Annotated in this window: 27 protein-coding genes; 18 read left to right on the top strand and 9 right to left on the bottom strand. The window is 44.9% G+C overall.

Annotated elements, in window-relative coordinates; all coding sequences use genetic code 11:
• Positions 1-91 precede the first annotated feature (91 nt).
• The 3 genes from ACVFI8_RS18180 to ACVFI8_RS18190 all read left to right on the top strand — a co-directional run bounded on the left by ACVFI8_RS18180 (position 92) and on the right by ACVFI8_RS18190 (position 2,247).
• Positions 92-808, top strand: coding sequence for a substrate-binding periplasmic protein (locus tag ACVFI8_RS18180; RefSeq protein ID WP_457872194.1), 717 nt, complete (start codon positions 92-94; stop codon positions 806-808).
• A 100-nt stretch (positions 809-908) separates the two neighbouring features.
• Entirely contained in the window at positions 909-1,775 is an 867-nt protein-coding gene (locus tag ACVFI8_RS18185) for a bifunctional transcriptional activator/DNA repair enzyme AdaA (RefSeq protein ID WP_248712176.1), read from the top strand.
• Positions 1,768-2,247, top strand: a complete 480-nt coding sequence (locus tag ACVFI8_RS18190) for a GNAT family N-acetyltransferase (RefSeq protein ID WP_248712175.1) — start codon at positions 1,768-1,770, stop codon at positions 2,245-2,247. Before ACVFI8_RS18185 ends, ACVFI8_RS18190 begins: the two co-directional genes overlap by 8 nt.
• Before the next feature lie 61 nt (positions 2,248-2,308).
• Here the strand turns inward: ACVFI8_RS18190 and ACVFI8_RS18195 are convergent, their stop codons facing one another.
• From ACVFI8_RS18195 to ACVFI8_RS18210, 4 genes are all read right to left on the bottom strand, one after another.
• Positions 2,309-2,515, bottom strand: coding sequence for a cold-shock protein (locus ACVFI8_RS18195; RefSeq protein WP_248712174.1), 207 nt, complete (start codon positions 2,513-2,515; stop codon positions 2,309-2,311).
• Between the two features lie 249 nt (positions 2,516-2,764).
• Complete coding sequence (locus ACVFI8_RS18200) at positions 2,765-3,424, bottom strand: tRNA-uridine aminocarboxypropyltransferase (RefSeq protein ID WP_457872195.1); 660 nt, start codon at positions 3,422-3,424, stop codon at positions 2,765-2,767.
• 92 nt (positions 3,425-3,516) lie between these two features.
• Positions 3,517-3,882 carry a hypothetical protein gene (locus ACVFI8_RS18205; protein ID WP_248712172.1) on the bottom strand — a complete coding sequence of 122 codons (366 nt, stop codon included), beginning with the start codon at positions 3,880-3,882 and terminating at the stop codon, positions 3,517-3,519.
• 178 nt (positions 3,883-4,060) lie between these two features.
• Positions 4,061-5,671, bottom strand: a complete 1,611-nt coding sequence (locus ACVFI8_RS18210; RefSeq protein ID WP_457872198.1) for a glycoside hydrolase family 43 protein — start codon at positions 5,669-5,671, stop codon at positions 4,061-4,063.
• 91 nt (positions 5,672-5,762) lie between these two features.
• Between ACVFI8_RS18210 and ACVFI8_RS18215 the strand changes: the two genes are divergently transcribed.
• Entirely contained in the window at positions 5,763-6,638 is an 876-nt protein-coding gene (locus ACVFI8_RS18215) for a helix-turn-helix transcriptional regulator (protein WP_457872200.1), read from the top strand.
• A 123-nt stretch (positions 6,639-6,761) separates the two neighbouring features.
• Positions 6,762-8,198 carry a DUF2867 domain-containing protein gene (locus tag ACVFI8_RS18220; protein ID WP_457872202.1) on the top strand — a complete coding sequence of 479 codons (1,437 nt, stop codon included), beginning with the start codon at positions 6,762-6,764 and terminating at the stop codon, positions 8,196-8,198.
• 107 nt (positions 8,199-8,305) lie between these two features.
• Here ACVFI8_RS18220 and ACVFI8_RS18225 read toward each other — a convergent pair whose 3' ends face one another.
• Together ACVFI8_RS18225 and ACVFI8_RS18230 are read right to left on the bottom strand one after the other, a co-directional pair.
• On the bottom strand, positions 8,306-9,358 hold the full coding sequence (locus tag ACVFI8_RS18225) for an aldo/keto reductase (RefSeq protein WP_457872203.1): 1,053 nt from the start codon (positions 9,356-9,358) through the stop codon (positions 8,306-8,308).
• A 110-nt stretch (positions 9,359-9,468) separates the two neighbouring features.
• Positions 9,469-10,815: a hypothetical protein gene (locus ACVFI8_RS18230; RefSeq protein ID WP_457872205.1), complete on the bottom strand. Its 1,347-nt coding sequence runs from the start codon at positions 10,813-10,815 to the stop codon at positions 9,469-9,471.
• A 187-nt stretch (positions 10,816-11,002) separates the two neighbouring features.
• Between ACVFI8_RS18230 and ACVFI8_RS18235 the strand changes: the two genes are divergently transcribed.
• Positions 11,003-13,360, top strand: a complete 2,358-nt coding sequence (locus tag ACVFI8_RS18235; RefSeq protein ID WP_457872207.1) for a helicase-related protein — start codon at positions 11,003-11,005, stop codon at positions 13,358-13,360.
• Between the two features lie 19 nt (positions 13,361-13,379).
• Here the strand turns inward: ACVFI8_RS18235 and ACVFI8_RS18240 are convergent, their stop codons facing one another.
• Complete coding sequence (locus ACVFI8_RS18240; RefSeq protein ID WP_457872209.1) at positions 13,380-13,916, bottom strand: cytochrome b; 537 nt, start codon at positions 13,914-13,916, stop codon at positions 13,380-13,382.
• 206 nt (positions 13,917-14,122) lie between these two features.
• Here ACVFI8_RS18240 and ACVFI8_RS18245 point away from each other — a divergent pair, with 206 nt between their 5' ends.
• From ACVFI8_RS18245 to ACVFI8_RS18285, 9 genes are all read left to right on the top strand, one after another.
• Entirely contained in the window at positions 14,123-14,785 is a 663-nt protein-coding gene (locus ACVFI8_RS18245) for a SanA/YdcF family protein (protein ID WP_457872211.1), read from the top strand.
• Positions 14,786-14,790: 5 nt separating this feature from the next.
• A complete protein-coding gene (locus ACVFI8_RS18250) occupies positions 14,791-15,735 on the top strand; it encodes a S1 family serine peptidase (RefSeq protein WP_457872213.1) in 945 nt (314 codons plus the stop codon).
• A gap of 77 nt (positions 15,736-15,812) precedes the next feature.
• Entirely contained in the window at positions 15,813-16,859 is a 1,047-nt protein-coding gene (gene queA / locus ACVFI8_RS18255) for a tRNA preQ1(34) S-adenosylmethionine ribosyltransferase-isomerase QueA (protein ID WP_248712163.1), read from the top strand.
• Positions 16,860-16,900: 41 nt separating this feature from the next.
• Positions 16,901-18,025 carry a tRNA guanosine(34) transglycosylase Tgt gene (gene tgt, locus ACVFI8_RS18260; protein WP_248712162.1) on the top strand — a complete coding sequence of 375 codons (1,125 nt, stop codon included), beginning with the start codon at positions 16,901-16,903 and terminating at the stop codon, positions 18,023-18,025.
• Between the two features lie 103 nt (positions 18,026-18,128).
• Positions 18,129-18,467 carry a preprotein translocase subunit YajC gene (yajC, locus tag ACVFI8_RS18265; RefSeq protein WP_248712161.1) on the top strand — a complete coding sequence of 113 codons (339 nt, stop codon included), beginning with the start codon at positions 18,129-18,131 and terminating at the stop codon, positions 18,465-18,467.
• Between the two features lie 27 nt (positions 18,468-18,494).
• Entirely contained in the window at positions 18,495-20,348 is a 1,854-nt protein-coding gene (secD, locus tag ACVFI8_RS18270; protein ID WP_256469275.1) for a protein translocase subunit SecD, read from the top strand.
• 49 nt (positions 20,349-20,397) lie between these two features.
• Complete coding sequence (secF, locus tag ACVFI8_RS18275) at positions 20,398-21,309, top strand: protein translocase subunit SecF (RefSeq protein ID WP_248715636.1); 912 nt, start codon at positions 20,398-20,400, stop codon at positions 21,307-21,309.
• Between the two features lie 48 nt (positions 21,310-21,357).
• Positions 21,358-21,729 (top strand): rhodanese-like domain-containing protein, encoded by a 372-nt coding sequence (locus ACVFI8_RS18280; protein WP_248712160.1) that lies wholly within the window; start codon positions 21,358-21,360, stop codon positions 21,727-21,729.
• A gap of 2 nt (positions 21,730-21,731) precedes the next feature.
• The gene (locus tag ACVFI8_RS18285) at positions 21,732-22,001 is read left to right on the top strand and encodes a hypothetical protein (RefSeq protein WP_457872218.1); all 270 of its coding nucleotides are present in this window, start codon (positions 21,732-21,734) and stop codon (positions 21,999-22,001) included.
• Here ACVFI8_RS18285 and ACVFI8_RS18290 read toward each other — a convergent pair.
• Positions 21,998-22,534: a hypothetical protein gene (locus ACVFI8_RS18290; protein WP_457872221.1), complete on the bottom strand. Its 537-nt coding sequence runs from the start codon at positions 22,532-22,534 to the stop codon at positions 21,998-22,000. The genes ACVFI8_RS18285 and ACVFI8_RS18290 overlap by 4 nt on opposite strands.
• A gap of 456 nt (positions 22,535-22,990) precedes the next feature.
• Between ACVFI8_RS18290 and ACVFI8_RS18295 the strand changes: the two genes are divergently transcribed.
• A complete protein-coding gene (locus ACVFI8_RS18295) occupies positions 22,991-23,359 on the top strand; it encodes a 2Fe-2S iron-sulfur cluster-binding protein (protein ID WP_248712157.1) in 369 nt (122 codons plus the stop codon).
• A gap of 167 nt (positions 23,360-23,526) precedes the next feature.
• On the opposite strand, the gene suhB is transcribed toward ACVFI8_RS18295, so the two are convergent.
• Entirely contained in the window at positions 23,527-24,330 is an 804-nt protein-coding gene (gene suhB, locus ACVFI8_RS18300; RefSeq protein ID WP_248712156.1) for an inositol-1-monophosphatase, read from the bottom strand.
• A 171-nt stretch (positions 24,331-24,501) separates the two neighbouring features.
• On the opposite strand from suhB, the gene trmJ reads away from it, so the two are divergent.
• Positions 24,502-25,233, top strand: a complete 732-nt coding sequence (gene trmJ, locus ACVFI8_RS18305; protein ID WP_248712155.1) for a tRNA (cytosine(32)/uridine(32)-2'-O)-methyltransferase TrmJ — start codon at positions 24,502-24,504, stop codon at positions 25,231-25,233.
• Positions 25,234-25,321: 88 nt separating this feature from the next.
• Positions 25,322-25,795 carry a Fe-S cluster assembly transcriptional regulator IscR gene (gene iscR / locus ACVFI8_RS18310; RefSeq protein WP_248712154.1) on the top strand — a complete coding sequence of 158 codons (474 nt, stop codon included), beginning with the start codon at positions 25,322-25,324 and terminating at the stop codon, positions 25,793-25,795.
• Positions 25,796-25,806 lie beyond the last annotated feature (11 nt).

A 25,806-nucleotide genomic window follows, 5' to 3' on the forward strand; every position in this document is an offset into this window, starting at 1 on the left:
GCCAATTTTTTTGTAAACTAACATCGATTACTTGGTCTAGAATTTAAGTGAGGTATTAGCTGGTTGGGCAGTTTATTTGTAAAGGGGTTATGTGTTTAAAAATTTAAGCTTGGCTGTGGTTTTACTTACCGCTAGCAGTGCACTTAAGGCGACGGAATCGGTTCACTTTGCTGCCATAGAGCATTTGTTTGAGCAAAAGGTAGGAATAGCGGTATTAAATACGGTATATAACAAACTGGGCATAAGCCTAAAGGTATCTAGTCTGCCAGCTAAACGAGCGCAGTCTGCGGCGGTTAACGGTTTAGTTGACGGCGAAGTCATGCGAGTTTGGAGTTACGGTGAACAAACCGCCAATATGATCAGAGTTCCCACACCTTACTATTCGTTAGAGTCGACGGCGTTTTATCTAAGCACAAAGAAGGCTTCTGTGGCGACGTTATCTGATCTGTCTAACTGTAAAGTCGCTATTGTACGGGGGGTGAAACATAGTGCTGATCTTACCGCCACCTCAGATAAAGTTGTTGAACTAGACTCTACCGATAAAGCGTTGGGTTTTATGCTTAAACAGCGTGCCGATTTGGTATTAACCAATAAGCTTGATGGAATCGTTGCCCTACAGCGTATGGGAGTGGAAAAGCAAGTAAGTTATTCGCGCCCTTTAGCGTTTTTTCCTTTATATCACTACATTCACGAAAGCCGAGCAGAGTTGGTGCCTTTGGTTGATGAGGAGCTTAAAAAGCTGATTGCCTCCGGTGAAGTCGCGCAAATCATTCTGCAAACAGAGCTACAACTGCAGCAAGCCAATTAGATTGCCCCATGGTTTCCCATTTTTGTTACTTTGCCATTATCGGGTCGAGCTGGAGTGGGTATTCAGTTAAAGTGTCTGGCAAAGCAAATAAGGAGTGACAATGGAGCAGCGGTCTTTGCAATCTCAGCGAGAGTATCAACAAATCAGCCAAGCCATGGCCTATTTGATTGATCACCAAGAGCAACAGCCTGAGTTAGCCGATTTGGCTAAAATCGTTGGTTTTAGTGAATCACATATGCAGCGCTTGTTTAGCCAATGGGTAGGTGTATCGCCTAAACGTTTTTTGCAATATCTTACTTTGCAAAAGGCGCGTGAGCAGTTAGCTGAGACGAGCTCAGTGATAGAGCTGGCTTACGATTTGGGCTTATCGAGTGGTGGCCGCCTTTACGATTTATTTGTTAATGTTGAAGCGGTCACTCCTGGCGAGGCTAAAACCCTAGGCCAAGGCTTGAACATTGTTTATGGCTGGGGGATCACTCCTTTTGGTTGGGCTTTTGTAGCCAGCACTGAGCGTGGCATTTGCCAGTTGAGCTTTTGTGAGGCGGATGCCGATAATACGCCTTTGCAAGAGCTTGTTAAGGCATGGCCAAAGGCCAATTTAGAGGTCAATAATATGCGTAGCCAAAGTCTATTAACGCGGGTGTTTACTCCGTATCAGGATAAACAAAAACCCTTGTCGTTATGGCTTAAGGGGACTAATTTTCAGTTGCAGGTGTGGCAGGCTTTATTAAAACTACCTTTTGCTAGGCTGTGCTCTTATCAACACTTAGCCCAGCAAGTCAGCACTGCTAATGCAACCCGCGCGGTGGCGAGTGCAGTGGCTAAAAACCCTATTGCTTTTATTATTCCTTGTCATAGAGTGATCCGTAGCAATGGCGCCTTAGGCGGTTACCGATGGGGTGTAGACCGTAAACACTTAATGATGGGCCGCGAGGCTGCACTTAAGGAACAAGTATTGAATGACTGAGTTAGTTAGATTACAAGCCTTGTCACACGCGCATATATCTCCCTTAATGGCCTTGCGAGTTGCCGATCAGCAACAACATTTTGTTAAGCCCATTGCTCAAATATTAAAAGAGTTAAGCGCTGGCCAAAGCGCGCATGTCATGTTGGTCGAACAGACGGTGGTGGGGTTCTTTGTCATAGATAGCGACTATCCTTATCAAGATGTATTTGCGCTTTCAGCAGGCTGCTTATTGCGTTCTTTTTTTGTAGGGAAAAACGATCAAGGTAAAGGTTATGGCTTTGCTGCAGGGGCGCAGCTAAAACGGTATTTGGCGACATTAAATGTTCAACAGCAACAACTCGCATTAACAGTAAATTGCCGTAATAAGGCTGCTCAGGCTTTGTATTTAGCTTGCGGTTTTGAAGACAGTGGAGTGTTGTATCAAGGAGGACCAGCGGGGCCACAACATATCTATTTTATGGATTTAGCTTAGCGTAGAACAGGGGGAAGATAGGAAGCACAACCAATCCCATGGTTATGCTTCTTGAAGTTATTTATACAACTTCTACGTTGGCCGCTTGTGGGCCTTTTTGACCGTCTTCAACGTCAAATGCTACTTTCTGGCCTTCTTCAAGTGATTTAAATCCACCACCAAGAATCGCACGGAAGTGTACAAACACATCTGCGCCAGACTCTTGAGAAATAAAACCGAACCCTTTCTTTTCGTTAAACCACTTAACGGTACCAGTGCTTTTAGACATTGTGTCTCCTGAACAATTGAAATAATACTCTATTTTTTAGTTTGCTTGCCTTTGCAGAGCTTCATAATTTGTATAAATTATGCCCTGTCTTATCAAGCGGGAAACATCATAACAACAACTTACGTATTTGGCATAGTCTCAAATAATAGCAAAATGGCTTTTGCTTGATAACGTTTTCAACGGCGTGAGCTAACTCACGAAAGTGTTAGCTAAAATGTCGGGCAAATGGCATATAACTGGTGAAAAAGCCTACTGATGATTTCTTCCTGCGAGAGTTTGTTGAGTAAAAGCCTTAAAGCGCTGTTCTAACAGTTTGGCATTATTGTGTTCACCGTTCATCGCTAAAAGCTGAGCCGCCACCTCGGCTGTGGCCCACTGTCCTTTTACCGGGCTAGAGCGCAAGCCATAACGTGAAGCTTGCTCGGGGTTAATCGAGATCACCGGAAATTGATCTAACCAAGGGCTTTGATGGAACATTTTTCGCGCTTCTCGCCAGCTGCCATCCAGCATAATAAACAAGGGTTTTTGGCCTTGCGGGGGGGCAATGTCATGATGAACACGCTGCGGCTCACTGAAATGGGCAGGGAAAACCACGTAAGGCTGCCATTGTTGTTGGTGACATAAGTTTAGTAAGGCTTGGCAAGGTTCGGTTCGTTGCCAAATAAATGCATGGGTATCAGGAATGATGTCGGCGATAAAACGGCCCGTATTGCTTGGGCGCAACACTTCCATATTGTGCATTAATAAGGCAAAACCACAGTGACTGGTTTGCAGAATAGCTTGATCGCAGAAACAATGCTGTTGTGGCATTTGGCATGTTTCGCAACGGACTCGGCGCGCGCCTCTGCCTTTAAATGTGGTCGTTGCAGCGGCTTTTCGCTCGGCATAAAGAGATAAAAAACGATTCACTAGAATAGATGCCTGCATAAAAAGAGGCCGATTATAGCTGAGGCTGTTGCTTAACTCTATGGCGAGTATTGTCGAGCATGAAGCCAGCGTTTTTAACGAAACAAATATTGTCTTGGGTAACCAAAGTAGCGGCGAATTCGGTGGTGTTGAAATAGCAGAGCGCTAATAAAGTGGAATAGCGCGACGAGACCAAGAATCACTGCCATGCGCATCCATGGTTGGTCATAAGCGCTACGCAGCACATATATCTCGGCCAGCGTGTTTATCCATTCAGCAGTGAGCAGTAGCATAGCTAATTGGTTGAAACGTAAGCACATTGGATGGCGAATAAGTACGCTAAAAAAGCCCATGATACAAAGGCTAACGTAGATGTGTTGTTGGGCATGGTAGAAGTGAGCAGCACTTAGCAGAAAGCAAAAGCAAGATGGTGCGAGTAACAAACGGATTTTTGAAGTCATATTTTGCTGCTAAATGGTTAAAAATAATGCAGTGAGTGTGGCGTTCTATTGCTAGCAAGATACTGATTTAAATCAATTTAGAGATTCAAAATTGATGTGGAAGAGAAAAAGTAAGAGTTAGATCGCACTAGCCAAGTAGCTTGGCCAGTGCGCTGCTTTTGTTGCTAACCAGCTTGCGTCAATCTAGAACTTTGTATTCAAAGTAGTCAAAATCAGCGGAAATATGCTTGCCAGTTAAGTCGCAGGCAAATAAACCTAGCAAACTACCGGTGAAACGAAAGATGTCACCGCTGCCTTCATCAGATAAAAAGGTCGCGTTAAGGGTAGGGCCAATTTTTTGCCAGTTGCTACCATCTAATGAGTAGCTGAATTGATACCATTGCGTGTCCAGTTCTAGGCGCATATAAATGCGCTGGCAAGTGCCAACGAGTATTTCGTCGGTGTATTCTTGATATTCATCGTTGATATCACCCACTAGTTGCACGGTTTGTTGGCCCGCATCGTTGGCTGAGGTTTTTAAGAAGTAATGACCGCCACGCGAATAGTAGGCCACTAAACCGGCCATTTGTCTTGGCGATTTGGGCTCAAATTCTACTGCGGTTTCGCTGATGCAATTAAATGCGGTTAAACGCTGGGCTAATAGGCTTTGATTGTAGCGAGAGTATAGGTAATCTCGGCCAACCAAGCGCGCATAACCTAGACGCTGAGTTAAAGAGAACCACGATTCGTCAAAGGGGTCTTTTAATGACTGGTATTTAACTGCCAGCTTGGCATGCTCAAAATCATCTCGACTGGCTTCTTCAGCCCAAGGGTGAGCGGCTAATTTAGGCGCCTGAATTTCAATGCGAGGTGTGGTCCCCCCCACCACATATGGCCAGTTGTCACGCCACTCTACATTTTGTAATGCTGTTTCACGCCCTAAGGTACAGCGACCTTGGCCGTATTTTAGAGTATTCGCTTGATTGTCGGGATCGGCGATGGGGCGGCCGCATAAGTGCGATAGGAACCACTCATTGTTTTGGGTTTCAACTAAGAAGCCATGGCCCGCACGTTGTAATTCGGCATCATCTTGATGGCGAGACGTAAGAATAGGGTTATGTGGGTGAACCTCGTACGGTCCCCACACATTTTTGGCTCGACAAACGGTCACTGCATGGTCGTAAGACGTTCCGCCTTCTGCGGTAATTAGGTAGTACCAACCGTCTTTTTTTAGAATTTGTGGGCCCTCGGTACAGCCCAGCTTAGTGCCTTCAAAAATAATTTTGTCATCACCTACTAACTGACCTTTCTCTGGGTCAAACTCTTGTAAAATAATACCCCCAAAGAAATCAGTGTTTTTACGGCCATCCCACACCATATTTAGCATATATTTTTTGCCATCGTCGTCATGAAATAACGAGGGATCAAAGCCGTAATTGCCAATTGAAACCGGTTTGCTCCACGGGCCTTTGATGTCTTCAGCGCTGACCACATACGCAGGGGTAGACATCCACGTACCGCCTCGGCAAGAGTGAACATTAGAGAAGCAACACCAAAACTTGCCATCGGCGTAGCTTAGAGCCGGCGCATATACGCCTTCAGAGTTATCCATACCGCGCATATCAAGATGCTCTGCGGTGTTAAGAACATGGCCAATGATTTTCCAGTTAACCATGTCTTTTGAATGGTGAATCATAATGCCTGGAAACCATTCAAAGGTTGAGGTAGCGATATAGTAGTCGTCGCCAACGCGGATAATAGATGGATCAGGTCTAAAGCCTGTAAGAATAGGGTTAGTTATAGTCGCCATAATCACTCCCGAAGTTAGTGCTGTTAATTTATTGCTTTAATGCCGGCTAATATGTAATGTTTAGACTGTTTTATATTAAATTATTGCTATTATGGCCGCGCACGCTCTCAGTTTTGAAAACATCCATCTTCCGCAAGGTAAGCCTTACTACCTTAGGCGTTTTCATATCATTGAAGAGCCTAAGTTAGTTATTCCTACCCATTTCCATATGTTGGGTGAAATTATGCTGTTTAAGAAAATAGCAGGGCAGGTAGGAATAAATGGGCAGACCGTAGAATTAAGTGACAATGCCTTGGTATTTATTCCTTCGTTGGGCATGCATGAAATGGAAATGGAAGGGCTTGAACGCGAGTTTAGTTTGCTGCAGTTTGAACACTATTTGTTTAGTGAGCTCAACCTACTAGATATTAGCTCGCAATTAGAACAAGCCTTGGTGATTCAATTAAACGAGCAACAAGCCAGTTTTTTGCATAGCCAATTTGCATGGTTACAAAGTGTTGATGAAGACAGCGAAGGGCGAAACCTAGCTTACAGTTTATTGCGAACCATTTTCTTGTTTTTGGCTCATCAGCGACAAGGCGCGCTATTTAACTCAGAGCAAGCTTCGGTAGCGCTTCGAGAAAACAAGGGTTTGTCTAAAATAATTCCTTTGTTACATCACTTAGAGAACCAGCAAACCCTTAATTTAAGCTTGCAGCAGGCTGCGGATATATGCGGTATGTCTAAGTATCATTTCTCTCGGGTATTTAAGTCTTTATTTGACCAAAACTACAAAGATTACATTCTTAAACGCAAGATCAATACGGCGGTGGCAATGCTTAGTGACAGTAAACAGAGTATTACGCAAATTGCCTATGCGTGTGAGTTTTCAGATAGCGCCTATTTTTGTGCCAAATTTAAGCAGGTAATGGGGGTGTCACCAGGCAAGTTTCGCCAATCAACCGAAACGGTATTGTCTTTCTCTTAAGAAATTAGCGGCGAATCGTTTTTAAACGCTTATTCATTTAGTTACTTAGTCACGCGGCGTAGCCAAAATCGTCTACTCTAGAGAAGACGATTAGCGTTATTCAAATGAAAGGGAAGGATCGCGATGCGAATATTAGTGATTGGCGCTTTGGGTACCATTGGTCGAAAGTTAGTACCCGCCTTGGTTGAGGCAGGCCATGAGGTTATTGTTTCTTCTCGCGACCCGCAAAAACAAGTACCTTGGCCAGAGCTAGCTTGCCCTCGTTTCACTTTAGATTTATTGGACGCAAAGTCATTACCTGACGCCTTGGTCGGTATTGAGCTGGTGTATTACTTAATGCATGGCATGAGTGATGGACAAGCTCATAGTGAATTAGAGGCTGTAGCGGCGAAAAATTTGGCTAATGCGGCCAGTGACGCAGGCGTTTCTCGGATTATTTATATGGGCAGCTTAGTGTCGGCTCAGCCTAAGTCTGAGCACATGCTAGCGCGTATCGCGACCGGTGAAGCCCTAGCAGCCAGCGGAGTAGCAGTCACTGAATTACGCGCTGGAATTATTATCGCACCGGGCTCGGCTGCCTTTGAAGTGATGCGCGATTTAGTCGGCCACATGCCGCTGGCTTTAGTCCCCAAGGCAATCGATACCCAAGCGCCGCCTATTGCTCTAGTTAACGTGCTTTACTATTTGGTCAAACTAGCCGATATGCCCGAAACCGCCGGTATGGTGTTAGATGCGGCTGGGCCAGAGTGGTTAAGTTATAAAGACTTGATGCTCAAAATTGCTAAACATTTAAACAAGTCGATAAAAATTATAGTGTTACCCGGCTTGCCAATTGGTTTAGCCTGCCAGGTGCTAGGGGTGATTACTTCGGTGCCTCAAAGTTTGGCTAAAGCGCTAATCGCCGGGTTAGCAGAACAATTGCAAGCTAAGCCTGATGAATTACGAGCATTGATCCCCCAGTCATTAATTGGCCTCGACCAAGCTATAGAAATGCTGCTAACAGAAGAGCAAGTGCACACTTACCCTAAGCGCTGGCAAGATGGGGTACCTACCTTTCGTAACTTTTCTTCCTTGCATGGCTTTTATGCCAAGGCCGCCAAGAGAACCGTGACGTTAGCAGCTTCTCCTGCAGCCATTTGGCAAGTGATTAACTTATTGGGTGGCAAACATCGATACTTTTATTTAAATAGCCTTTGGGCAATGCGCGAGTGGATGGACTTTGCCCTTGGCGGTAGCGGGCGCAATCATGGCAGAAGTGATGATGAAACGTTAAAAGTCGGTGATCGGGTTGATTCGTGGACCATTTTGAGTGCCGAAGAAAACGATTGTTTGGTGATGCGTTTTGGCATGAAGGCCCCTGGCGGTGGAGGTATGCAAATTAGCATTGAGCCGATAAATGAAAACAACAGCAAGTTAGAAGTCGCGCTGTACTGGCATCCGGCAGGTTTTTGGGGTTTAGTCTATTGGTATTTCTTTGCGCCGTGGCATGGCTGGTTGCTTTACGGTATGACTAAAAACATGGGGCGCTTGGCCGAAAAGCTACAACAACAGTTGTCTTAATAATAAGCCACCTGGTAGGTGGCTTTTGTATATGTTTAGGCTTGCTTAGTTAGCTGTTCTGGTAATAAAAAGCCCCTCAAGTAAGGCGCTCTTTAATGACAGGCTATTTAATAAGGTGCCGGGTAACGTTTAAAGACTTCGGCAATATCAGCTAAGGCTCGGCTGCTCAGAGGCTTGGCAAACGCCGCGATATCTTCTTCCAGTTGAGACATAGATGTCGCGCCAATAATGGTAGAGCTTACCCCGTTGACTTGGTCACACCATGCTAGTGCCAGTTGCGCGGGAGTATAACCGTACTGAGCTGCAATTTCGGCGTAGCCTGCCACCGCTTCATGGGCTAGTTTGGTATCGCGGAAAATGCCGTTACGTTGCATAAAGGTCCAACGGCTGCCAGCCGGAATCGCGCCATTGGCGTATTTTCCACTTAACATGCCACTGGCCAAGGGAGACCATGGCAGGTAGGCGATGTTTTCCTGTACACAGTGCTCAATTAAATATGACCAGTCTTTAGCATGCAGTAAACTAAATTCATTTTGTATCGACACCATGCGCGGCAAATTATGTTGTTCACTCAATTTTAAATAGGTGCTAATTCCCCAAGTGGTGTCGTCGGACAAACCGCAGTGGCGAATTTTTCCTGCTTCAACACAGCGCTGTAAGCCTTGCAAAATATCTAACATTTGCGCTTGATGATCGGCGGCATCTAATTCAGTTGGCTGTATTTGGTTTGGCCAATGTTTGCCAAAATGTGGCGTTGGCCGATTTGGCCAGTGGAGCTGATATAAATCGATATAGTCGGTTTGTAATCTTTGTAGTGAAGCATCAACCGCTGCAACGACCGCATCGCCATTAATTGGCCCACCATTACGTACCCATGGTAAACCAGCACCGGCAATTTTGGTGGCGAGTATTACGTCTTTACGCTGTTGTTTATTGGCCGCTAGCCAGTTACCAATAATGCTTTCAGTTTTACCGTAGGTTTCTGCTGAAGGCGGCACGGCATACATTTCTGCGGTATCAATAAAGTTAACCCCTTGGCTAAGGGCATAGTCAATTTGTTGATTAGCATCGCTTTGGTTGTTTTGTAGGCCCCACGTCATGCTGCCTAAGCACACCCGTGACACCGACAAATTACTACTTCCGAGTTTTGAAAATTTCATATAAATTCCGTTAAACAACGTTTGCGAACAGGGCCTTAGCTTATGCTAAGCCCCCTTAAGTATGCAAATATTGCTTAGCAAAATACTGGTAAATTGCCAGCAATAGCTAATTAATAACTAGATTGCGCGTCAGCTAAAGGCCAGCCATTACACAACTCGTGCCCAAATGTATCAGTGATAGTAGCCCTATAAAATGGCTTAGTTAACACGCCTTCTTGAAATGATATCCTCAACCAAAGTCCTTCTAAACTTACGCGATATAAGCTGGGGGAAAGGGGTAAATCATCCGAATCGGTAACGTAGACATTTATTTGTTGAACATCTGTTAGCAAGGGCATAACTGCTATTTTTGCTACCTGTTCGGGGTCAGAAATAATCAGTGGTTTGGAAAGGCTTTGAATACAAAATGGGCTATCAAGCCCAACAGCTGAAGTAAAATAACCAGAGTAGTACTCTGCTTCGAATTTACTTAAGTCTCGGTTTTGAGCCGTGAAACTTAATTTTCTGTCGTGGTTCTCTGGAAATACGGGATAGATTACTGACGCTTCGCGGACATAAGGGCCGTAGTTTTCAACGTCTGCGCTTATTGTGTAACTGGGCTGATAGTTTTCAACGGCGTAATCTGTAGTCTCTTCTAATTGCATATTAATCACTGAATCTAGATTGTCAGTCAATTCGTATTCACCTGCTATTACGCGATTACGTATCCGAGTAATTGGCGTAACAGTGCTAATGGTGACGTGATTAATCCCTTTGTAATCAGCCGTTGTCAGTTGTCCATTATAACTCGCGGTATATTGACCTATACGATAGTCTAGTTGTCTTTGAATACTTAGCTCGTCAAAAGTTACAGTATCTGGAAGCTCGGACGATTCAGTGTTTAACACTAGAGGCGAGGTGAAAGTGATGTCAGTAGTAGAATTATACTCATTACTACTATATTGACTTATTTCAGCGCTATAACTGGTATGGTTATTGATGAGCTTACGGCTAGAGTATGAAAAACCTAAATTGTTAGCATTAAGTTGCCCGGTAAAGTCTAACAAGAAGCCATTGGAGCTTATCTTGTCCAGTTTAAGAGAAACATCTCCGGTCACACTAAATAGGAAGTCTCTATTTGTATGGAATAGGCACCCGTTGAAAGATACGCTAAAAATATCATTGGTTAGTGATAGCTGCATACTGGGATTATCGGTTGATTTATCCCCCGGCCAACAATTGATGCTAGTAAGGTCTGGGTCTTCCACTTTTTTTTGTAAGGCAGCAATGACCGTGTCTATGATAAAAAAATGGGAGTTTGCCTCGTTAAGAGAGGTTCCGGTAAGCACATGGCTTGCCCATACACTTTCGCTCACTTGCTCTGTTGAGAGTTTATCTGTTGAGTTATTACAAGCACTAAGGCTTAAGGTGGCTGCAACAAGTAAACTATTGATTGCGATTTTATGGTGAGATGACATAACTTTCCCTGTTAATATTTTTTATTTCAATGCCTTATTATTATTTTCAGCATTTTATAAAGTTAATTGTCATTTGTCTATTTAGGCCCTCAGCTTATTCACTTTTATGTGAATAAGCTGGCGATTTTGCTTTGCTGAGTAACAATAAAAATCTATCATCGAGCTTATTTATCTGTTGCTAGCTTAAATGTCCTCTGAACATGTCTTACCCATCGATGCTATTCAGGCCGACTTTGTTGAAAAGTTGGCACGCACTCACCTCGTGGTTGAAGCCGCTACTGGGTCGGGTAAATCGACGCGTTTACCGCGCTGGGCTGCTGGCTTAGGAAAAGTGCTGGTGGTGCAGCCTAGGCGTATAGCTTGTGAGGCGTTGGCCAGTTATGTGGCCGAGCAAGTTAATCTTGTGGGCGAACCCTACCGAGTGGGCTATTCAATCCGTTTTCATTCTACGGTAAGGGATAACACCAACATTGCCTTTGTTACGCCAGGTATTGCTTTACGCTGGTTAGCTGAAAACCAACTGAGTGAATACGCGGTGATTATCATTGATGAATTTCATGAGCGTCGCTGGGATTCAGACTTATTATTGGCTTTAGTGAAACAAACCACGATTAGAGTGGTGGTTACTTCAGCCACCTTAGAAGGGACTAAGCTATGTGAATACTTAGCCGCTCAGCCGCTTAAAGCGGCAGGGCGTGAGTACCCTGTGAGCCTAAGTTATGAAGCGCGAGAGTCCCATCATCTCCCCGATATACAGCGCATTTGCGATGCGGTGCAAAGCGCGGTCAATAAAGCCATGGCTAAAGATGATGGCGATATCTTGGTATTCTTACCGGGGCGAGGAGAAATTCAACGCTGCCAAGCCAGTTTGGAACATGTAGACGCTGAAGTATTAGCGTTACACGCCACTATTAGTGCTGAGCAGCGCCGTTATATCTTGGATGACTCGACCAAGCATGCTAAACGGCGGGTAATTTTGGCGACCAACGTGGCCGAAACCAGCTTAACCATTCCACGTATTAGCAGTGTGATCGATTCCGGCCTAGAGCGGCGCACTAAACAACGTGCTGGCCGTACTGTATTAAGTTTAGAGCGCATTTCACGCGCCAGTGCAGAGCAACGGCGTGGGCGTGCGGGTCGGGTTAGAGCGGGGCATTGTTATCGTCTATGGGGAGAGTTTGCGCCCTTAGAGGCGGTAACCCCGCCACAGATGCAGCGTGAAGAATTACTAGAGCCAATGTTATTTGCCGCCAGTTGTCAGTGCGCGTTGGCGCAGCTGTCTTTTTTAGAGCGGCTGCCTGAAAAATCATTGGCAATAGCGACAGAGCGTTTAACTAGCATGCAAGCTTTGGCCAGCCCAGAACGTTTATCTGATCACGGTAAGCGGCTACTTACTTTGCCCATTGATAGCTATTTTGCTCATCTCGTTAATTTGATGCCAGAGGCCGCAGAACGAGAGGCCATGTTAGATCTTGCTGCCGCTTTAAGTATTAATAAGGCGATTTTTCAACGGCCAAAATCGGAGCATGCTTTAAAGCGCCTTAATCAATGGCAACCGCAGCACTGCGATATGAGCATGTTGTTAGATTTAGTGCGGGGCAGAGCTTGGCCTGAAGAGCTAAATATTAATCAAGAGGCCTTAGCGCAAGCTCAAGAGCTAGCCGAGCAACTGCGTAGCGTGATGGCCTTGACTGATCTGTTTGAAGCCACACCCTATAATCGTAATGCACTCATTTCGGCGATCTTGAGCGGGGCTAAAGAGTTAGTGTATCTACGCCGAGAAAAACGCACAGACGCTATGGGGAACGGTATTGCCGAATTACAACTTGGTCGAGATACGCTGTTGGCTGATGAGCAAGTTGCTGCGATAGCTTTTGATGTATTTAGCATGCCCGGACGCGGAATTAAGCAACTGATCAATATTGGTTTGTGCTTAGCGCCGGTGACCAATCAGCAGCTGGTAGATCACAAATTTGGCGAACTTGCCCCTGCCGGAAATATTGATCATCAGGGCGAGCAGCCTATGCAGCGCGTATACGCTGGTAGAGTGATTGGCACTGAATTGTTGGCGGCTAACCCTGAGCAGTACCGGCGTGGTTTAGCAATGCGCTTACTGGCAAATAGGCAAGCGAGGTTTAAGCAATTAACTCTGCAGCAAGACATAGATGCTTGGAACCTATGGACTAGCCTTGGTGAAAAACATGGGGGCGGTGAGGGGGAACCCGTTGAAGCCTTGACTTGGGTCTGTGAACATCTATGTGAGCTTGGGGTTGAAAATGCTGAAGATTTAACCCTAATAGAGCCTAGTGATATGCATTTTTCAGGGATACCTGAATGGCATCGAGACGATTTTCAGCAGCGTTTTCCGCAGCATTTAGTGTTAGCCGAATTAAAACTGGATGTTGAGTATCTTGGGCGTTCTAAGCAAGTGATTGTTCACTATCATTCGGGGACAAGAAAAGGCGGGCCAAAGCGCTGGGAATTGCCGAGCTGGAGTGGCTGGCGGGTCTTTTATAAAAAGGCCAGTAAACGGCTGGCCTTATAACCATTAGCTCGCGTAGATGCTATTTTGAGGTGATTCGTTTTAAGGTATCGTCTTTCACTATGAAGTGATGGTAAAGGGCTGCAGCAATATGCCCAACCAGAACAACGTAAAGCGCCTTACTGCCATAGTGGTGGATCAGGCCGGTTATTTCATTTAAACCTTCACTTTTTTCGCTGAAGCCAGAAATAACAAACCAATCAAAAAAGTTAATGTCATGCCCGCCAGACACAGACATTAAAGCACCTGATATTGGCATTACTAGCATCAGCAGGTACAAAGCAATGTGACCTAGGTGAGCTAATTTAAGCTTAAAGCCTTCGGCTATCGGCGCTGGAACCTGACTTACCCTGTGCCAAACAATTCGGGCGAAAACCGACACTAAGGCGAGGACACCTAACGCTTTGTGCAGGGCAAAAAGTTCGAATTTCTCAGGGCTTCTAGGAAGGTAATCCATATATAAAGCGATAGCGATTAAGGCAATAAATAGCCCAGCCATCAACCAGTGAATCAGTTTACTCACTAAACCAAATTGGGTTTCATTGTTTTTTATAATCATTACGCAATACCATTAATTTTTATGCGGATAAATGTAATAGTTTAGTGGGTATTGTAAATCGACTTTACATAATTTTACGAAATGCAGCCAGCATGGATAAAGCGTTTTAATTTCACTTGTTTAGTGTGTTCGCTATTGCTAATTTGGTTGCGATAGGTGGCTATGCTAGCATGGGCCATTAGGGGTAATTGGACGGAGGTTAAGCATTGAAACGATTCCTTAGCGTAGTGTTGCTGATGGTTATCGTCGTGGTGCTTTGCCTCGTGGCCATCGACCGTTACATCTCTCAGCAAGTCTCTGGCCAATGGTATCGAGATATGGACCGCGTGCCCGCACAACCGGTTGCATTGGTACTGGGTACCAGCAAATATGTAGGTAAACGTCTTAATGCCTATTACCAATTTCGGGTTGAAGCGGCAGCAAAGCTTTATCATACGGGTAAGGTAAACGGGCTAATACTCAGTGGTGATAACGCCACACGATACTATAATGAACCCATTACTATGTTAAACGATATATTACGCTTGAACGTACCTCGTGAGCATATTGCTTTAGATTATGCAGGCTTTAGAACCTTTGACTCGGTGGTTCGCGCAAAAGCGGTGTTTGGGCAGCAAGCTTTAGTGATTGTTTCTCAACAGTTTCACGTAGAACGGGCTTTATATATCGCGAATCAATATGGCATTGAAGCCTATGGTTATGTGGTTGATGATGCCCCATCTGAGTTTCATTGGCGAGTGCGGTTACGCGAAGTGCTGGCTCGGGCTAAAGCCCTGATTGATTTACATGTTCTCAACGCTCAACCGCATTTTTTGGGTGACCCTGAGCCGGTGCGTTTACGCGATCCAGAGTTAGATCTGAGTACCTAAGTATCATGGCGATAAAACAGTTTTTTGTAGGCTTAGCCTTAGTAGTGTCATATTTTACCCATGCCCAAACAGACTTGTCGGTTAGCCCGCGGGTGGTCGGCGGAGATGATGCTGCCGAGAATTACCCTTGGATGGCCCAGGTCTTTGTTGGCCATTCTCGATGCGGCGGGGTACAAATCGCTGATAATTGGGTGCTCACCGCTGCACATTGTACCTATCAAACTGATAGTGAAGACAAATACATCGACCCGTCCCAAGTGAGTGTGGTGCTAGGTGTTCAACAACGGGTAACAAGTAGCCATTCAAGAGCTATTTCGGTGAGTGAGATTTACCAACATCCGCTATATGTTAGCCCCAGCAGTTTTGGCGCTGCTTACGATTATGATGTGAGTTTGTTACGTTTAGCTTCTGCTCAACCCATTAGCGCGCCAGTACTTAATGCCAATCAAGTGAAGGATGCGGTTAATATTGGAGGATTAATGTCGCTGCTCGGTTTTGGCCGTATTAATACTGATCCGCTAAATTCTGTATACCCTGAGGTTCTGCAACAAGGCGCTTTGCGCTTGTATGACGCTGAAAAATGCGCCGAAGCTTGGCCAAGCTCTACGGTCACTGAGCGTATGTTTTGTGCCTATGGCACCAATCAAGATGCTTGCTCTGGAGATAGTGGCGGCCCGGTAATTATTAATGAGCCAAACGGTGTTCGTTTACTAGGCTTGGTGAGTTGGGGATCGATTGCTTGTAAAAATAAGCCCGGTGTTTATACCGATATTGGTAAAGTGTGTCTTTGGATTACTGATACTGCCAGTTTGGCGGGGGATAGTCGTCTTGAATGTACCCAAGCTGAGCCGCGGGCTTCTGGTGGTGGAGCTAGTTTTTGGTTGATACTGATAGGCTTGCCATTGCTATTGTTGCGTAGAAAGTTATCAAACGTGCATTTGCGGCGCTAATCCTTGCTATTACTGGACGCAATCTCTAAAATTGCCGGCTTGTAAATTAATCAAAATCCCACAGAGTTATTAGTCCCATGCGTGTTGCCGATTTTTCTTTTATTCTTCCTGATGAGCTGATTGCTCGATATCCAAAACAGCAGCGCCGGGATAGCCGTTTACTGTATTTGAATGGTAATTCTGGAGAGCTTAAACATCAGCAATTCCCCGATTTGCTTGAGCATATTAAACCAAACGATTTACTGGTATTTAATAATACTCGAGTTATTCCTGCACGCTTGTTTGGCCAAAAAGTCACTGGCGGTAAGCTGGAAGTGTTGATTGAACGAGTATTAGATGATCATCGAGTTTTAGCTCATGTTCGCTGTTCTAAATCACCTAAGCCCGGTACAGAGTTGCGCTTAGCTGATGCTTTTGATGCAACCATGCTGGCGCGTCATGATGCATTGTTCGAATTACGCTTTGACGACAGCCGCACAGTCTTAGAGCTGCTTGAAGCCTATGGACACATGCCGCTGCCCCCGTATATTGACCGCCCTGACGAAGATGCGGATAAAGAGCGCTATCAAACTGTGTATAACGAAAGGCCAGGTGCGGTGGCGGCGCCTACTGCTGGTTTGCATTTTGACGATGCCTTGATGCAGCAGATTCAAGACAAGGGTGCCGATACGGCATTTGTTACTTTGCATGTGGGGGCGGGCACTTTTCAACCTGTTAAAGTGGATTCAGTCGACGAGCATGTTATGCACTCTGAATATGCCGAAGTCAGCCAAGAGGTCGTGTCTAAAATAGCGAAAGCCAAGGCTGCTGGTGGCCGTGTGATTGCGGTGGGTACCACCTCTGTTCGCTCGTTAGAAAGTGCGGCAAAAGATGCTAAAGCTAAAGGCCAAGCACTACAAGCGTATGCCGCTGAAACCGATATTTTTATCTATCCTGGGTATCAGTTTGAATTAGTTGACGCAATGGTGACCAATTTTCACTTACCAGAGTCAACCCTTATTATGTTGGTGTCGGCATTTGCCGGCAAAGACAATGTTACTGGCGCTTATCAAGCTGCTATCGACAATCAATACCGCTTCTTTAGTTACGGTGATGCGATGTTCATCACTCGTAAAGACGCATAACTTAACTACAGTCGGACTGTTTTTCCGATCTGAGGTGACACATGAAATATCAATTATTAGCAACCGATGGCAAGGCTCGACGTGGCCGTTTGGTGTTTGAGCGCGGCAGTGTAGAAACGCCGGCGTTTATGCCAGTAGGCACTTACGGTACCGTAAAAGGCATGACGCCGGAAGAAGTGAGCGCCACGGGCGCTGAAATATTACTAGGCAATACCTTCCACTTGTGGCTGCGCCCTGGTCAAGAGGTGATGAAGGCGCATGGCGATTTGCACGATTTTATGAACTGGCAGGGTCCAATTTTAACCGACTCTGGCGGTTTTCAGGTTTTCAGCTTAGGTGATATTCGCGATATTACCGAAGAAGGTGTGCATTTCCGTAATCCAGTGAATGGAGACAAAATATTCTTAACCCCTGAAAAATCAATGGAAATTCAAAATGATTTGGGTTCGGATATCGTCATGATATTTGATGAGTGTACCCCCTATCCTGCTACAGAAGCTGAAGCGGATAAGTCGATGCGTATGTCTTTACGTTGGGCTGCTCGCTCACGCCAACGTCACGATGAGCTGGAAAACAACAACGCGCTATTTGGTATTATTCAAGGCGGTGTTTACGAACATCTACGCGATGTATCTTTAGAAGGCTTAACAAAAATAGGCTTTGACGGTTATGCTATCGGTGGTTTAGCGGTGGGTGAGCCTAAAGAAGATATGCATCGCATTCTTGATTATGTTGCACACAAGGTACCAGAAGATAAACCTCGTTATCTGATGGGCGTAGGTAAACCTGAAGATTTGGTCGAAGGTGTGCGCCGTGGTGTTGACATGTTTGATTGTGTAATGCCAACCCGTAACGCACGTAATGGTCATCTTTTTACCAGTGAAGGTGTGGTTAAAATTCGCAATGCACGTCACCGAGAAGACACTAATACGCTAGATAAAGAGTGTGATTGTTATACCTGTCAAAATTATTCTCGTTCCTACTTGCATCATTTAGACAAGTGTAATGAAATCCTTGGCGCTCGTTTGAATACCATTCATAACTTGCGTTACTACCAGCGAGTGATGGAAGCCATACGCGAGGCTATTGCTGCTGGTAAGTTAGACGAATTTGTAGCAGATTTTTACGCCAAATTGGGACGAGATGTCCCACCGTTGGTGGAATAATACCCGATTGACCAAGTAACACCTTGTTTTTGCTCGGTCAGTCTCCATTTAATAAGACAGTAGTGTCTTTTTTCGTAAATTTAAATTTTTAATGAGGGTAACAATGAGCTTATTTATTTCTCCAGCATATGCCGAAGGCGGCGCAGCATCACCAGCCGGTGGCGGTATGGAACTGATTTTTATGATGGTTATCTTTGCGGTAATCTTCTACTTCATGATTTACCGTCCGCAATCTAAGCGTGTTAAAGAACATAAAAACCTTATGTCTTCATTGTCTAAAGGTGATGAAGTGCTAACAACGGGTGGTTTGGTCGGGAAAATCATTAAGATTTCTGAAGAGAACGACTACTTCCAGTTAAGCCTAAGTGATGACACTACCGTTACACTTAAAAAGGACTTTGTTTCAGCGGTATTGCCAAAGGGCACGCTGAAGTCTTTATAGTTACACTAGGTCACTAGGGATAAGATTTTGTTAAACAGAAACCCTTGGTGGAAGAATATGATGGTAATCGGTTTGATTGCCATCGGTTTTCTTTACGCCATGCCAAACTTATACGGTGAGGATCCAGCCGTACAAGTATCCGGCACTCGGGGCGCTCAGGTTGAGCTTGCCCAATTGGATGAGATTAGAAACTACCTTACCGAACAGTCTATCGACTTTCGCTCGGTTGGCTTTGAAGATGGTTTAGCTTTAGTGCGTTTACGCAATGATGCCGACCAGCTTAAAGTTAAAACGATGCTGAATGATCTACTCGGCGATAATTTTGTAGTGGCTTTAAACCTAGCCCCTGCAACCCCTGGTTGGTTAGATGCTATTGGCGCAGCGCCGCTTAAACTTGGCTTAGACTTACGCGGTGGTGTGCACTTCTTGATGGAAGTGGACATGGACGCGGCGATAAGCAAAGCGCAAGAGGGCATGATTCAAGATTTTCGTAGTGACCTTCGCGAAGAAAAATTACGTTACGCTGGTGTTCGCTCGCAAGGTGACGCCGTGGTGGTTCGTTTCCGTGATGAAGCAACCCTTGATAAAGCGATTAGCTTTTTAGACCGTAAATATAACGAGTATCAATTTAGTGATGTTAGCCAAGGCGATCAATTTCGCTTAAGCGCTAAGATGACTGAAGCGAAGCTAAAAGAAACACGCGAATATGCCTTGCAGCAAAATATCACCATTATCCGTAACCGAGTTAACGAACTAGGTGTTGCCGAGCCACAGGTTCAGCGTCAAGGTTCAGAGCGTATTGTTGTTCAGTTACCGGGTGTTCAAGACACAGCGCGCGCTAAAGAAATTTTAGGCGCTACTGCTACTCTAGAATTCAGAATGGTAAATACTGACGCTGATTTACGTGATGCGGCCTCAGGTCGTGTGCCTCCGGGCTCACAACTGGCTAAGCGAGTTGATGGCTCACCAGTGGTGTTACGTAATCAAGTTATCTTGACCGGTGACCACATTGTGGGTGCACAATCGGGATTTGATGAATACAGCCGTCCGCAGGTTAATATCAGCCTTGATAGCCAAGGTGGTAGTAAAATGGCTGCCTTTACCAAAGACAATGTGGGCCAATCGATGGCAACCTTGTTTATTGAGTATAAGCCTACTGGCAAGAAAGATGCTGAAGGTAAAAGCCAGTTAGAACGCCAAGAAGAAGTGATTAACGTAGCCACTATTCAGTCACGACTGGGTCGCAGCTTCCGCATTACTGGTATTGATTCTCCTTCTGAAGCGCAAAACTTAGCCTTACTATTGCGTGCTGGTGCTTTGATCGCGCCGATTCAAATTGTTGAAGAACGTACCGTGGGCCCAAGCTTAGGCCAAGACAACATCGACAAAGGCTTTATGGCTATCGTAGTGGGTTTGTTGTCACTGCTGGTGTTTATGCCTCTGTACTACCGTAAGTTTGGTTTAATCGCTAACTTAGCGCTTATTGCTAACGTAGGTATGATTATCGGCTTTATGTCAATGATACCTGGGGCTACTTTAACCTTGCCTGGTATGGCGGGTATTGTACTGACCGTGGGTATGGCCGTTGACGCCAACGTGTTGATTTTTGAGCGTATTCGTGAAGAGCTAAAAGACGGTAGAAGCCCTCAGCAAGCGATTCACCACGGTTATAGCAACGCGCTTTCAACCATTTCTGATGCTAACATCACCACCTTCATTACCGCGTTAATTTTGTTTGCGATTGGTACGGGTGCTGTAAAAGGCTTTGCGGTAACGCTAGCTATTGGTATTGCCACCTCGATGTTTACCGCTATTGTTGGCACCCGCGTGGTTGTTAACCTTGTTTGGGGCGGTAAGAAAATAGACAAGTTGTCTATCTAGGAGCAACGACGTGTTTTATTTATTTAAACCTAAAGGCACTGTGCCTTTTATGTCGCACCGTAAACCATTTATTTGGTTTACTATTTTGCTGATGGTGGCTTCGGTTGCAAGCTTAGCGATTAACAAAATTAATTGGGGCTTGGACTTTACTGGCGGTACTTTGATTGAGGTGGAGTTTTCACAAGCTGCCGACCTTAATCAAGTTCGTGATGTTATGGCCAATAATGAGTACCCGGATATTGTAGCGCAATATTTTGGCTCACAAACTCAAGTTCTGCTGCGCATGATGCCGCGTGAAGGTGTTGATAGCCAACACCTTGGCGATAGCATTATGGGTTTGTTGCGTTCAGAAGTTGATGCTAACGTTGAAATGCGCCGTATCGAATACGTAGGGCCTACTGTAGGTAAGGAGCTTGCCGAGCAAGGTGGCTTAGCCATTATTGCTGCACTAGGTTGTATTTTACTCTATGTGGCTATGCGTTTTGAGTGGCGGATGGCGCTAGGTGCTGTATTGGCCTTAGCACACGATGTCATTGCAACCTTGGGTTTGTTCTCATTCTTGCAGTTAGAGTTTGACCTAACGGTTATTGCCGCACTATTAACGGTGGTGGGTTACTCCTTGAACGATACAATTGTTGTATCAGATAGGATCCGTGAAAACTTCCGTAAGTTGCGTAAAGGCGACCCTGAAGAGATCATTGATGTGTCGCTAACCCAGACCCTGAATCGAACAATTGTCACCTCGTTAACAACAATTATGGTGCTCATATCGTTGTTCGTATTAGGTGGTGAGCTGATCCATAACTTTGCTACGGCATTATTGTTTGGTGTGTTCATTGGTACTCACTCTTCCATCTATGTTGCTAGTACGCTGGCATTGTATTTAGGCATTAAGAAAGAAGACTTTATGCCCAAAGAGATCGAAGAAAAAGAAGGTGCTGACCAAGACCCTATCGCATAACTATCTAAACCCGCTTCGGCGGGTTTTTTACTATTAAGGAAGAGATACATGGCCCATAATCCGCGTTTTCTGGCTTTAGTTGATGATTGCCGTAGCCGTATTAAAGAATGTGATGTTCACCAAGTTAAGCAATGGTTAGACCAAGGGCTTGATTTCAAGCTGATTGATAACCGCGAACAAGATGAATGGCAAAAAAGCCGTATTCCTGGTGCTCAATATATGGGGCGCGGCGTGTTAGAGCGTGATGCTGAAACAGCCATTCCGGACCTTGACAGTATGATAGTGATTTATTGTGGAGGTGGTTTTCGCTCAGCGCTGAGTGCTGATAACTTAGTGAAGATGGGGTATACCAATGTTATCTCTATGGATGGCGGGATTAGAGGCTGGACACTTGCTAACTATCCATTAGAGGAAGCATAAAGGTGACAGAAGCTAATCCAGTAATGATCTATTCATTTGATATAGGTGAAAAAAGCCATTATTTTTTACAGCAAAGCGAGGCTGAACTAGCCTTTGAAAACGCAGAGTTGGCCGGCGAGCACCCTGAGTGGCGTGAGGCCAGCGAGTTAACCGAATTGTTGGCAATAAAAGATGCCTTATTAGGAACGTTTGTTAAACGCATTGCTTTTCTAGAGTTACAGTTAGAGCGCGCCGAAATGGACGCTGATAGCTTTGACCTAGGCGCTGACTAGTTTTCCATCTCCCAGCCTAGCTCTTGGTTAAACTTATCTAACATAGGTTTAACCAAGTCTATATCACTTTGTGGTACCGCTTCTAATTGGTTAATCCACAAGTCGCTCACTTCAAACATCGACATCATTTCTTGTTTTTGCTGCTTCGTTAAATCTGGATTATCCAGCAGCTGTTGCTTCATGGTTTTGTATTGTTGTATTTGTGCTTCGTTGCCGTCGGCGCTAGCTGCCATAGCGGCGAATACAACTTGCTCGGTTGTTTTAGCCCATGTATCTATGGTTAGGTTGTTGCTTGCCAAAATGTTGCTGACTTCGGCGTTCATTTTACTATGCTTGAGTTGACTCGCCATTTCTTCAGCAAACTGACTAGGGTTGCTGATGTCTTGAAAGGTATTGTCTTGTTCAATTTTCTCTATTATGGGCTGTAACTGCTTACTTGCGGTAAACCAGGCATTTAGTTGCTGCTGGGTGAGCTGATTGGCTAAGCTATGTTGGCAATATAAAACGAGTAAAAATACCCAGATGCTTCGCATGTGTTTTCTCTCTTGTGTGTGGTTCAAAAGCGGTAAGTAAGCACTATTCGATTTATGACATCGTTATCAACTATAGTTGAAAATTGTCGTATTTAAAGCAAATTGTCTGCTAAGCACTAATTTGAACTTTGGTGGTTTAGCACTGATAGCGCGGTGACTTTTAAATCTCTTGCCTTAGCTTAACGCAACTATTTGTTTATTATGCGTATTGTTTTCTTTGTGTCGCAAGGCCAACGCGTGATTTACCGCATCATTTAAAGGGCGGGGGTTGATGGTGCTGGCTTAGCACTTGCAATGCGGGTAAGCAATTTGACTATTTGTGTGTTAGTGACTGCTAGCCAACTTGCCGCTGGTTAAATCTATAGTTTGACGCTTGATAGCATCATGCTGGTTAGGTTTTAACTGAACATAGTGACAGTCAAATTGAATACTTATCATTACATAAAGGAAAACAATATGGCTACCGTATATTTCTCTTCCCCGGTTATGCGCAAAAACAAAAAAGTAACCGCGGTTGCAGGTAAACGTGATGCGTTGTTAGGCTTAGCTGAAGACAATGGCGTGAAGATCCCCCATGAATGTAAAGACGGCCGTTGTGGCTCATGTTTAGTTGAAGTCACGCATTTAGATGGTGAACGCGTAAAAGGCGCAATGCTTACCGATAAGGAACGTGAAGGGCTAAAAAGTATCGGCAAGCTTTCGGATAAAGATGCTGAAAGAGCGTCTATTAGTGACTTGCCGCCAAAGTATCGTTTAGCTTGTCAGGCGATAGTCACTGACGAAGATTTATTGGTTAATTTCACTGGCGAGCCGGGTGGTGCCTAAGATATTGGCCGGGTAGGTTAGTCTTTTAGGTTTAGTTATGATTGAAGGCTAATGCTCATTCAATTAAAGATGCTTAGCTTGTTTATAGAATGGGTATCATTTATCGATAAAAAAACCAGCAGTGAAGGCTGCTGGTTCTATTATCGTTAACAATTAAAGCTGAGTAACTAGCCTTTAATTGCGTCCGTTAGGTGTGGGCGAATCGTTGAAAGCATGTGCTTTAATACTTTTGGATTAGCACATACAACATTACCACTTTGGTAGAAGTCGGTATTACCTGCTACGTCAGTGACAATGGCACCCGCTTCACGCACTAGTAACTCGCCAGCTGCGATTTCCCAAGGTTTTAAATTGAGTCGGAAGAAGCCATCGTAACGCCCTGCGGCCACGTAGGCGATATCTAAAGCTGGGCTGCCACTGCTGCGAATGTCATCACACTCAGCGAAGATAGCACCAAACATAGCGGTGTAGCTTTCGGTGTAGTGTTTACGTCGGTACGGGAATCCACTTGCGATTAAGGTACCTTCTAGGTCTTTCGCTTTATTGACGCGCAAACGGTAGCCGTCTAATTGGGCGCTTTTACCACGAGAAGCGGCAAATAGCTCGTTACGTAGTGGATCGTAAACGACAGCGTGTTCGGTTTTACCGCGAACGCGTAAGGCGATTGAAATAGCAAAGTGAGGAATACCTTTGATAAAATTGGTGGTTCCATCCAGTGGGTTAACTACCCATTGATATTCGTCATCCGTGCCTTTGCTTAAACCTATTTTTTCAGAAACAAACGAGTGTTCTGGGAACGCGTTACGAATCGTATCGATAATGCTTTTTTCAGAAGCCGATGTCACATTCGTTACGTAGTCGTTTGCGCCTTTAGCGGTCGCTTCAACCTTGTCTAACTGTTCGTAAGCTTGAGTTACGACTTTACCTGCGTTTCGCGCAGCGCGAACCGCTATGTTTAGCATAGCATGCATGAATTACCACCAATTTGTAGAAAGAACATTTAATAACCGCCGGATTATAGTGAATACTCAATTTAAACTCAATTTATTATAGACAGTGTATTAAAAATTTTTCCAATCTAGATGCTAGTCGGGTCGCTATGTTACAATCTTGCGCATCAAAACTAGGGTGAAATTCAACAGATGTTAGATAATGTTCGAGTAGTGCTTGTTGGCACTAGTCACAGTGGCAACATTGGCTCAGCAGCCAGAGCAATGAAAACCATGGGCCTACGCCATTTATACTTGGTGGCACCAGAAGCGGAGATAGATGGGAAGTCAGTTGCTCTATCGGCAGGGGCGTCGGATGTATTAGGCGGTACCACAATTGTTGATGATTTAGCTGAAGCTATTGCTGATTGTCAGTTGGTGGTTGGCGCCAGTGCTCGCTCGCGCACCTTAGATTGGCCAATGCTAGACGGCCGCGAAGCAGGCGTTAAATTAGCTAGCGAAGCCAAAACGGCTAATGTAGCTATTGTTTTTGGGCGTGAGAACAGCGGGTTAAACAACGCTGAGCTTCAGCAGTGCCACTTTCATGTTTGTGTTCCGGCTAATCCTGAGTACAGCTCTCTAAATTTAGCGATGGCTGTGCAGTTGATTAGTTATGAAGTGCGTATGGCGCATTTAGATCTAGAAAATACCCATCCTGAGAATGTCGTCGAAGACTACCCGCACGCTGATGATTTAGAGCGTTTTTACCAACATTTTGAGCAAAGCATTGCTGACAGCGGATTTATAATTAAACCTCATCCGGGCAAAGTTATGGAGAAAGTACGCCGTATGTTTAATCGAATTCGCATGGAAAAACAAGAGCTTAACGTTATGCGTGGGATCTTAACTGCGTTTGATAAGCATATCGAAAAAAGCGAAAAATAATCCTGAGTAAGTTACAAGGTTTTATACTTGACTAAAATAGTCGGATATGGAAAGATTGTGGGCAAGTTCACGCAATAAATGGTTGAATATGCGCTTAACTTCTAAAGGACGATACGCGGTTACAGCGATGCTGGATGTGGCACTTCATATGGAAGACGGTCCGGTTTCATTAGCTGATATATCTGAGCGACAAGGTATTTCACTGTCGTACTTAGAGCAGCTTTTCTCAAAATTACGCAAACATGGCTTAGTAAGCAGTGTTCGCGGCCCTGGCGGTGGTTACCGGCTAGGTATGGATGCTGACGATATCGCTGTGGGTATGGTTATTCATGCGGTTGACGAGTCGATAGATGCAACACGTTGTCACGGTACCGCAAATTGTCAAGGCGGTAAGCCTTGCCTGACCCACTCGCTGTGGAATGACTTGAGCGAACGTATTGCCGATTTTCTCGACAATATAAGTTTGGGCGGACTGATGCGTGAGCGACAAATAGTGAATGTTGCTCAAGGACAAGATCAGCTTAAAAAACTCGACTCAAACACGATACAAATTAGTTTATGATGCTCGCTTAG

The organism is Agarivorans sp. MS3-6 (assembly GCF_054112545.1).